This window comes from Conyzicola sp. (assembly GCF_057073975.1).
In genome coordinates, this window is record NZ_JBXMIS010000024.1 from 1 (window position 1) to 9,012 (window position 9,012).

The following is a 9,012-nucleotide window of genomic DNA, read 5'->3' on the forward strand; positions in this document are numbered from 1 at the left end:
AGCCACGGCTCTCATCCTCACCGGCTGTGCCGGTGGCGGAAACACCCCAGCAGGCAACGGCGGAGACGAGCTCATCACCGTCGGCTTCGCGCAGACCGGCTCAGAGAGTGGATGGCGCAGCGCCAACACCGAGTCGATGCAGACGGCATTCTCCGAGGAGAACGGCTTCAAGCTCGTGTTCAACGCGGCAGACAACAAGATCGAGGCGCAGATCGCCGCGGTCCGCAACTTCATCAACCAGGGCGTCGACGCGATCGTCATCGCCCCGATCGTTGAAGACGGCTGGGACGACGTGCTGCAGGAGGCCAAGGACGCCGGCATCCCGGTCATCCTCGAGGACCGCACCCTGAGCGCCTCTGACGACCTCTACGCGGCATGGGTCGGCCTCGACTTCAAGGCAGAGGGAACCAAGGCCGGCGAGTGGGCAGCCGAGAACTTCACCGAGGACACCAAGATGGTCGTTCTCGAGGGAACGACCGGTTCGGCTCCGGCCAACGACCGCGCCGAGGGCTTCGACGCAGCGATCGCGGGCTCGAAGATCGAGAAGATCGACTCGCAGACGGGTAACTTCACCCGCGCCGAGGGCAAGACCGTCATGGAGGGCTTCCTCACCAAGTACGGAGCCGATGGCATCGACCTCGTCTACGCGCACAACGACGACATGGCGCTCGGCGCCATCGACGCCATTGAGGCCGCTGGCAAGGTTCCCGGTGTCGACATCAAGATCATCTCGATCGACGCTGTGCACGACGGAATGCAGGCTCTTGCCGACGGCAAGATCAACTACATCGTCGAGTGCAACCCGCTCCTTGGCGACCTTGCCGCTGGTCTCGTGAAGGACGTTCTCGCGGGCAAGACCGTCGAGCGCTCCATCTACGTCGAGGACGCCGCCTTCGACCAGGAGGCAGCCATCGCCGCCCTCCCGGACCGCAAGTACTAGGCAGCACCAGCTCCACCTAGCACCACCTCCCCCGCCGGGGGCTGGACTCCTGTTCCAGTCCCCGGCGGGACACCTCCCACGAGCCAAGCCGGAAAGAAGCCGTTCATGCCCGTCGACGATGCTGTCGCAAACACCGATGTCGCGCCCGCTGATGCAACAACTATCGTCGAGATGCGCGGAATCACCATCGAGTTCCCCGGAGTCAAAGCACTCGACGGGGTCGACTTCACCCTCCGGGCTGGCGAGATCCACTGCCTCATGGGCGAGAACGGCGCCGGCAAGTCCACGCTCATCAAGGCGCTGACCGGCGTCTACCAGATCGACTCCGGATCGATCACCGTCGGCGGAGCACCCAAGTCGTTCCACTCGACCGGCGACGCGCAGAAGGCCGGCATCTCCACCGTGTACCAGGAGGTCAACCTCTGCACGAACCTCTCCGTCGGTGAGAACGTCATGCTCGGCCACGAGGTGCGCACCGTCCGCGGCATCGACTGGCGAGCCACCCACCGCGAGGCCGCCCGCCACCTGCAGAACCTCGGCGTCACCATCGACACCCGCTCTGGGCTGTTCAGCCACTCCATCGCGATCCAGCAGCTCATCGCCATCAGCCGCGCAATGGTCACCGACTCCACCGTGCTCATCCTCGACGAGCCGACATCCAGCCTCGACCGCGCAGAGGTCGACCAGCTGTTCACCGTCATCCGCGGGCTCCGCGATCGCGGCGTCGCCATCCTCTTCGTCACGCACTTCCTCGACCAGGTCTACGAACTGTCCGACACCATCACCGTGCTGCGCAACGGCGCCCTCGTCGGCGAGTACCCCTCTGCAGACCTGCCGCGCAACGAGCTCATCTCCGCGATGATCGGCCGGGAGCTCGCCGACCTGACCGCCATCTCCAGCTCGTCCAAACGCACCATCGACCGGGATTCCGCTCCCCTTCTCAAGGCGACCAGCCTTGGCAAGAAGGGCGTGCTCGAACCCGCCGACCTCGAGGTCTACGAGGGCGAGGTCGTCGGCTTCGCGGGGCTCCTCGGCTCTGGCCGCACCGAGCTCGCCCGCCTCGTCTACGGCGCCGACCGTGCCGACACCGGGCGCATCGAGAAGAAGGGCGTGCTGGCGAAGATCACCGCCCCGCGCCACGCCATCGACCAGCGCATCGCGTTCTCATCGGAAGACCGTCGCGCCGAGGGCATCGTCGGCGACCTCACCGTCGCTGAGAACATCATCCTCGGCATCCAGGCGCGCCGCGGCTGGCTGCGCCGCGTCAGCAAGGCGGAGACAGACGCGCTGGTCGCGGAGTACATCGACGCACTCGGAGTGCGCCCCGCCGACCCCAACCGCCCGGTTCGCAACCTCTCCGGCGGCAACCAGCAGAAGGTGCTTCTCGCCCGCTGGCTCGCCACCGCACCCGACCTCATCATCCTCGACGAGCCCACCCGTGGCATCGACGTCGGCGCGAAGGCCGACATCCAGCGCAAGGTGGCAGAGCTATCGGCCAAGGGCCTGTCTGTCATCTTCATCTCCTCGGAGATCGAGGAGGTCGTGCGCCTCGCCCAGAGGATCATCGTGATGCGGGACCGTCGTAAGATCGGCGAACTGGAGTCACACGACATCGACGTCGACGACGTGATCGACTACATCGCCCACGAAGCCCAGGAGACAGTGGCATGAGAAACATAGTCAAGCATTCGGTCTTCTGGCCAGTGGTCGCCCTCGTGGCGCTGCTCGTGGTCAACACGATCGCACGCCCGACATTCGCAAAGATCGTGATCCAGAACGGGCAGCTCTACGGCACCCCGATCGAGATCCTCCGCAACAGCGCACCGCTCATGCTCGTGGCGCTCGGCATGACCATCGTCATCGCGACGCGGGGCATCGACCTCTCGGTCGGCGCGATGATGGCGGTCTCCGGCTCGGTGGCCCTCACCATCATCGACTCCTCCCCCACACCGGAGGCCCCGGGGGTCATCGCACTCGCGATCGGTGCCGGCGTGCTTGCGACCCTCATCTTCGGCACCTGGAACGGGTTCCTTGTCTCTGTGCTCGGCATCCAGCCGATCATCGCGACGCTCGTGCTCATGCTCGCCGGCCGCGGCATCGCGCTGCTCATCACCGGCGGCTTCATCACCACCGTCAACAGCGCGCCATACAAGTTCATCTCGCAGGGCTATGTGCTCGGCTTCCCGTTCGCCTTCTTCGTGTCGATCCTCGCGGTCACCCTCGTCGTGCTGATCCAGCGCAAGACCGCGCTCGGCATGCTCACCGAGGCCGTCGGCATCAACCCGGAGGCCAGCCGTCTCGCCGGAGTGCGCTCGCGCGGCATCATCTGGGGCGCCTACGCGGCGAGCGGACTGCTCGCGGGCTTCGCCGGAATCCTCTACAGCTCCAACATCATGGCGGCGGATGCGAACGCCGCTGGCAACCTCATCGAGCTCGACGCGATCCTCGCGGTCGTGCTCGGCGGAACCTCCCTCATGGGCGGCAAGTTCAGCATCGCCGGCACCGTGATCGGCGTCTTCACGATCCAGACCCTGCGCTCGACCATCGTCTTCCTCGGGGTTCCACCGCCCGTGAGCCCCGTGTTCCTCGCCGGTGTCGTGATCATCGTCGTCGCCGTGCGCTCGCAGCTCGTGCGCCAGACGGCGGCACGCTGGTTCCGCTCCATCCGCTCGTCAGTGACCCCACAGAACTCGAAGGTGACCTCGTGACCGACCTCAAGGCCGCTGACGCCGCCACCGCACAGCCCCGACCACTCGACGCCGTCGTCGCGAGCCTGCAGACCTTCCGCAGCCGTCACGCTGCATGGATCCCGGTCTTCGCCGCCCTCGCCATCCTCATCGCGATGTTCATCGGTGCGCAGAGCTACTTCGGCCGCTTCTTCAGCCCCGGGCTCGTCTCGTCGCTGCTGCTCGACAACGCCTTCCTTCTCGTGCTCGCGGTCGGCATGACGTTCGTCATCCTCACGGGAGGCATCGACCTCTCGGTCGGCTCCGTCATGGCGTTCTCCGGCATGGTGGGGGCAAGCGCCCTCAACTCCGGCCTGCCCGCAGGCCTCGCGGTGCTCGTCATGCTTCTCGCGGGTGCCCTCATCGGCCTGCTCATCGGAGTGCTCGTGCACTACTTCGACGTGCAGCCGTTCATCGCCTCGCTCGTCGGCATGTTCCTCGCCCGCGGCCTCGCCTACCTCGTCGACCTCCGCTCGATCAAGATCGCCGACGAGAGCATCCTCTGGCTGCAGGGCAACCGCATCCGCCTCGGCGCCGGCTGGTACATCACCCCCACCGGCATCATCGCGATCATCGTGGTCATCCTCGCCGTGCTCATCCTGCAGTTCACCCGCTTCGGCCGCACGGTGTACGCGATCGGCGGCAACGAGAACTCCGCGCGACTCATGGGACTCCCGGTCGTGCGCACCAAGATCCTCGTCTACGTGATCTCCGGCATCTGCGGCGGCATCGCCGGCCTCATCCTCATCGCCTACCAGGGCGCCGGGTACCCCCTCAACGGCATGGGAGCGGAGCTCGACACGATTGCCGCGGTCGTCATCGGCGGAACCCTGCTCACGGGCGGAACGGGCTACGTGCTCGGATCCACGATCGGCGTCTTCGTCTACGGCACCATCGCGACGGTCATCTCCTTCCTCGGTGCTGAGCAGTCGTGGAAGCGCATCATCGTCGGAGCCCTCCTGCTGATCTTCGTGGTCGTGCAGCGGGTCATCGTGACGAGGTCGGCGAGACGAAGCTGATGCTCGTCCCGTAACCGGGCCGCGACCCGGCATGATATGACCATGGACAACGAACGTCCGCCCGTCGTCGAGGTCATCGGCGCGACCGTGCGGTTTCAGGCCGAGACCGCACTGAGCGGTGTGGACTTCCGCATGTTCCCAGGCGAGGTCCACTCGCTCATGGGAGAGAACGGCGCGGGCAAGTCCACCCTCATCAAGGCGCTGACGGGTGCGCTGGCGCTCGATGCCGGCGTCGTGCGCCTCGACGGCGCCGAGGTCAGGTTTCCCTCCCCGCGGCATGCACAGGACGCTGGAATCAGCACGGTCTACCAGGAGATCGACCTGCTGCCGAACCTCACCGTCGGCGAGAACATCATGCTCGGCCGCGAGCCTCGGCGCTTCGGCCTCATCGACTGGAAGAGGGTCAACCGCATCGCGGCCGACGCCCTCGCCGACCTCGGGCTCACGATCGACCCGACGACCCTGCTCAGCAGTCACTCCCTCGCCGTGCAGCAGCTGGTGGCGATCGCGCGGGCGACGTCGGTCGACGTCAAGGTGCTCGTGCTCGACGAGCCGACATCCAGCCTCGACCTCGACGAGGTCGCGGAGCTGTTCCGCATCATCCGGTCGCTCAAGGAGCGCGGGGTCGCGATCCTGTTCGTCTCGCATTTTCTCGACCAGGTCTACGAGATCTGCGACCGCATCACGGTGCTGCGCAACGGCGTGCTGCAGGGCGAGTACCAGACGCGCGAGCTGCTGCGCATCGACCTGATCCAGAAGATGCTCGGCCGCGACCCGGTCGGCATCGCGGCCCGACCGACGTCCGTGCCACGCGGCAAGGAGCCGGAGACCGTGCTGGCAGCCCGTGGCGTCACCGTCTCGACGGGCATCGTCGACGCCGACGTCGACCTCGCCGAGGGCGAGGTGCTCGGCGTCGCGGGGCTCCTCGGCTCCGGCCGCACCGAGCTCGCGCGCGCCCTCACGGGGGTCGACCGCCTCGACTCCGGGTCGGTTCGCATCAGCGGTTCGCCGCACTCGGCCGCCAACCCGCGAGACGCCATCTCGATCGGCATCGTCTACTCGTCGGAGAACCGGCGCACCGAGGGCATCATCGACCGGCTCACGGTCGCAGAGAACATCGTGCTCGCCCTGCAGGCCCAGCGCGGAGCACTGCGCCGCATCTCGCCGGCCAGGCAGCGAGAGCTCGCCGCGAGCTGGGTCGAGGCGCTCTCCATCCGTCCGACAGACCTCGATCGCCCCGCCGGCACCCTGTCGGGCGGCAACCAGCAGAAGGTCATGCTGGCGCGCCTGCTCGCGTTGTCACCGCGGGTGCTCGTGCTCGACGAGCCGACGCGGGGAATCGACGTCGGGGCCAAGGTCGACATCCAGAACCTGGTCGGCGAGCTGGCGGAGAACGGCCTCTCTGTGGTCTTCATCTCAGCAGAGCTAGAGGAGGTGCTGCGGGTCGGCCACCGGGTAGCCATCCTGCGCAACGGAGTGGTCGTCGACACGCTGCCCTCCGAGAGCCTTACGCTTGATTCGTTGCTGGCATTGGTCGCAAAGCCCGACGACAGCCAGGAGTGAGGGCAGCAGGGTGAGCACCGACGACAAGCCAGCGCGCGCTGCGAACATCTTCGATGTCGCGCGCCTTGCCGGGGTGTCGCACCAGACCGTGTCGCGTGTGCTCAACAACCTCCCGAACGTGCGCCCGGCCACCAAGGAGCGGGTGGAGCACGCCATCGCCCAGCTGCGCTACAGCCCCTCGCCGGCGGCCCGCGCCCTCGTCACGCGGCGCACGAGAACAATCGGCCTCATCACGCCAGGCATGTCGGACTACGGCCCGACCTCCATCGCCAACCACTTCAACGTCGCCGCGCGAGCGGAGCGCTACAGCGTCGACACCGTCAGCGCTCTCGACTCCGACGAGGGCGGCATCCGCTGGGTCATCGAGGCGCTGCTGCGGCAGCGGGTCGATGCGATCGTGCTCATCGTGGTCGACGCCGCGGTGCTCGAGTTCATCCGCGGGCTCGAGCTCACCATTCCCCTCGTCGCCGTCGCCGCGACCCCGCGGCGAACGCCGCACATCGTCTCGATCGACCAGTACCGCGGTGCCCGGCAGGCCGTTCGCCACCTCGCTGAGCTCGGCCACACCCGCATCAGCCACTTCGCCGGGCCTGCCCATGCCCCCGATGCGATCGAGCGCATCCGCGGCTGGCGCGACGAGCTCGTGGCGCAGCGGCTCGAGGTGCCAGAGCCGCTGCAGGGCAACTGGACGGCAGCGAGCGGCTACGAGATCGGCACGCGCCTTGACATGTCGGCGCAGACCGCGGCCTTCGTCTCCAACGACCAGATGGCGATCGGCCTGCTCTCTGCCCTTCGCCAGCGCGGAATCCGTGTGCCAGACGACCTGAGCATCGTCGGGTTCGACGATGTGCCGGAGGCCATGTACATGTTCCCGCCACTGACGACAGTGCGGCAGGACTTCGCGGCCCTCGGCACCCTCATCATGCAGAAGGTGCTCGTTGCGGTCGAGGAGCCGGAGAGCGCGACAGAGGACACCCCCCTGCCGACCAAGCTCATCGTGCGGGAGTCGACGCGCACCCTCGAGTAGCGCGCCGACTCCGCATCGAAAGGGCTAGCGCAGCCCCTGGGCCAGTCGGTAGTAGGCGGCGTTCCACTTGAGCTCGCGGGCGAAGCCGCGGGTCGTGGTGTCCTCGTCGATGATGAGCAGCTCTGTCTCTGCGATCTCGGCGAAGTCGGCGAACGCGTCCGCCCCGACGGCGGTCGACAGCACCGTGTGATGCGCCGCGCCCGCCGCGAGCCAGGCCGCGGCCGAGGTGGCGAAGTCGGGGGCGGGCTTCCACACCGCACGGGCGACGGGAAGGTTGGGCAGCGGCTCTGGCAGCGGCACCACCTCGACGACGTTGGCGGTCAGACGGAATCGGTCGCGCATGTCGCTGAGGGCGACCACGATGCCGTCGCCGGCATCCGTGTCGAATACCAGGCGCACCGGGTCCTCCTTGCCGCCGATGCCGAGCGGGTGAACCTCGAGGCTCGGCTTGCCGGTCGTGAGGGTCGGGCAGATCTCGAGCATGTGGGCACCGAGGATCAGCTCGTTGCCCGGCTGGAGGTCGTAGGTGTAGTCCTCCATGAGCGAGGCGCCACCGGGCAGGCCTGCGCCCATGACCTTGGCGACGCGCACGAGCACGGCCGTCTTCCAGTCGCCCTCCGCACCGAAGCCGTAGCCGTCGGCCATGAGGCGCTGAACCGCGAGACCGGGCAGCTGGCGAAGGCCGCCGAGGTCTTCGAAGCTCGTCGTGAACGCACCGAAGTCGCCAGCCTCGAGGAAGCTGCGCAGCCCGAGCTCGATGGCTGCGCCGTAGCGCAGCGAGTCGTGGCGCTCCGCGCCCTTCGTGAGCTCCGGGGCGACGGTGTAGAGCTCTTCGTATTCTGCGACGAGGGCGTCGATGTCGGAGGCGCTGGCGGCATCCACCGCCTCGACGAGCTCGTTGACGCCCCACGTGTTGACGCTGACACCGAAGCGGATCTCTGCCTCGGTCTTGTCGCCCTCGGTGACGGCGACGTTGCGCATGTTGTCGCCGAAGCGCGCGAGCTTGAGGTTCTGCACGGCAGCCCAGCCCGACGCCGCGCGCGACCAGGTGCCGATCGAGGTCGTGACCGCCGGGTTGGTGGCGTGCCCGACGACCGTCTTGCGCGCGACGCCCATGCGGGTCTGGATGTAGCCGAACTCCCGGTCGCCGTGCGCTGCCTGGTTGAGGTTCATGAAGTCGAAGTCGATCTCGCTCCACGGCAGTGCCACATTGGCCTGGGTGTGCAGGTGCAGCAGCGGCTTGCGCAGGGCATCGAGGCCGTGGATCCACATCTTCGCTGGCGAGAACGTGTGCATCCAGGCGATGACGCCGACGACCTTGTCGTTGGACGAGGCCTCGATGGCCGCGCGGCGGATCGACTCGCTGTCTTTGAGCACCGGCTTCCACACGATGGTCACCGGGATGTCGCCGCTCGCTCCGAGAATTCCGGCGATCTGCTGCGACTGCTCTGCTACCTGGCGAAGGGTCTCCTCGCCGTAGAGGTTCTGGCTACCGGTGAGAAACCAGACCTCGTTGGTCGAGAGGTCGGGAACGATCGATCTGGTCACTTGTCTGCTCCTGTTTCTGGTTGTCCGTAGACGTTCTGGTAGCGGTCGAACAGGGCGTCGATCGACTCCTGCGGAATGGGAAGAAGAGGGCCGCCCTGGCGGGCGATGTGCACGGTGCGGGCGACATCCTCTGCCATCACCGCAGCCTTCACCGCGTCCTTCGCGTCGGAGCCGATCGTGAACACCCCG

Annotated in this window: 7 protein-coding genes and 1 pseudogene; 6 read left to right on the forward strand and 2 right to left on the reverse strand. The window is 67.2% G+C overall.

Annotated features, from left to right (window positions below; genetic code table 11):
• The 6 genes from AC14A7_RS02265 to AC14A7_RS02290 all read left to right on the forward strand — a co-directional run.
• A partial coding sequence (locus AC14A7_RS02265; RefSeq protein WP_484006261.1) for an ABC transporter substrate-binding protein occupies positions 1–940 on the forward strand: 940 nt, incomplete at its 5' end.
• Between the two features lie 105 nt (positions 941–1,045).
• Positions 1,046–2,611 (forward strand): sugar ABC transporter ATP-binding protein, encoded by a 1,566-nt coding sequence (locus tag AC14A7_RS02270; protein WP_484006262.1) that lies wholly within the window; start codon positions 1,046–1,048, stop codon positions 2,609–2,611.
• A complete protein-coding gene (locus AC14A7_RS02275) occupies positions 2,608–3,648 on the forward strand; it encodes an ABC transporter permease (protein WP_484006263.1) in 1,041 nt (346 codons plus the stop codon). The genes AC14A7_RS02270 and AC14A7_RS02275 overlap by 4 nt, the downstream gene beginning before the upstream one ends.
• Positions 3,645–4,685: an ABC transporter permease subunit gene (locus AC14A7_RS02280; protein ID WP_484006264.1), complete on the forward strand. Its 1,041-nt coding sequence runs from the start codon at positions 3,645–3,647 to the stop codon at positions 4,683–4,685. Before AC14A7_RS02275 ends, AC14A7_RS02280 begins: the two co-directional genes overlap by 4 nt.
• Positions 4,686–4,727: 42 nt before the next feature.
• A complete protein-coding gene (locus AC14A7_RS02285) occupies positions 4,728–6,248 on the forward strand; it encodes a sugar ABC transporter ATP-binding protein (protein WP_484006265.1) in 1,521 nt (506 codons plus the stop codon).
• 10 nt (positions 6,249–6,258) lie between these two features.
• On the forward strand, positions 6,259–7,275 hold the full coding sequence (locus AC14A7_RS02290) for a LacI family DNA-binding transcriptional regulator (RefSeq protein ID WP_484006266.1): 1,017 nt from the start codon (positions 6,259–6,261) through the stop codon (positions 7,273–7,275).
• A 24-nt stretch (positions 7,276–7,299) separates the two neighbouring features.
• Here the strand turns inward: AC14A7_RS02290 and araA are convergent, their stop codons facing one another.
• A complete protein-coding gene (gene araA / locus AC14A7_RS02295) occupies positions 7,300–8,811 on the reverse strand; it encodes an L-arabinose isomerase (RefSeq protein ID WP_484006267.1) in 1,512 nt (503 codons plus the stop codon).
• 8 nt (positions 8,812–8,819) lie between these two features.
• Positions 8,820–9,012: pseudogene (locus AC14A7_RS02300) on the reverse strand (L-ribulose-5-phosphate 4-epimerase); the annotation flags it as partial.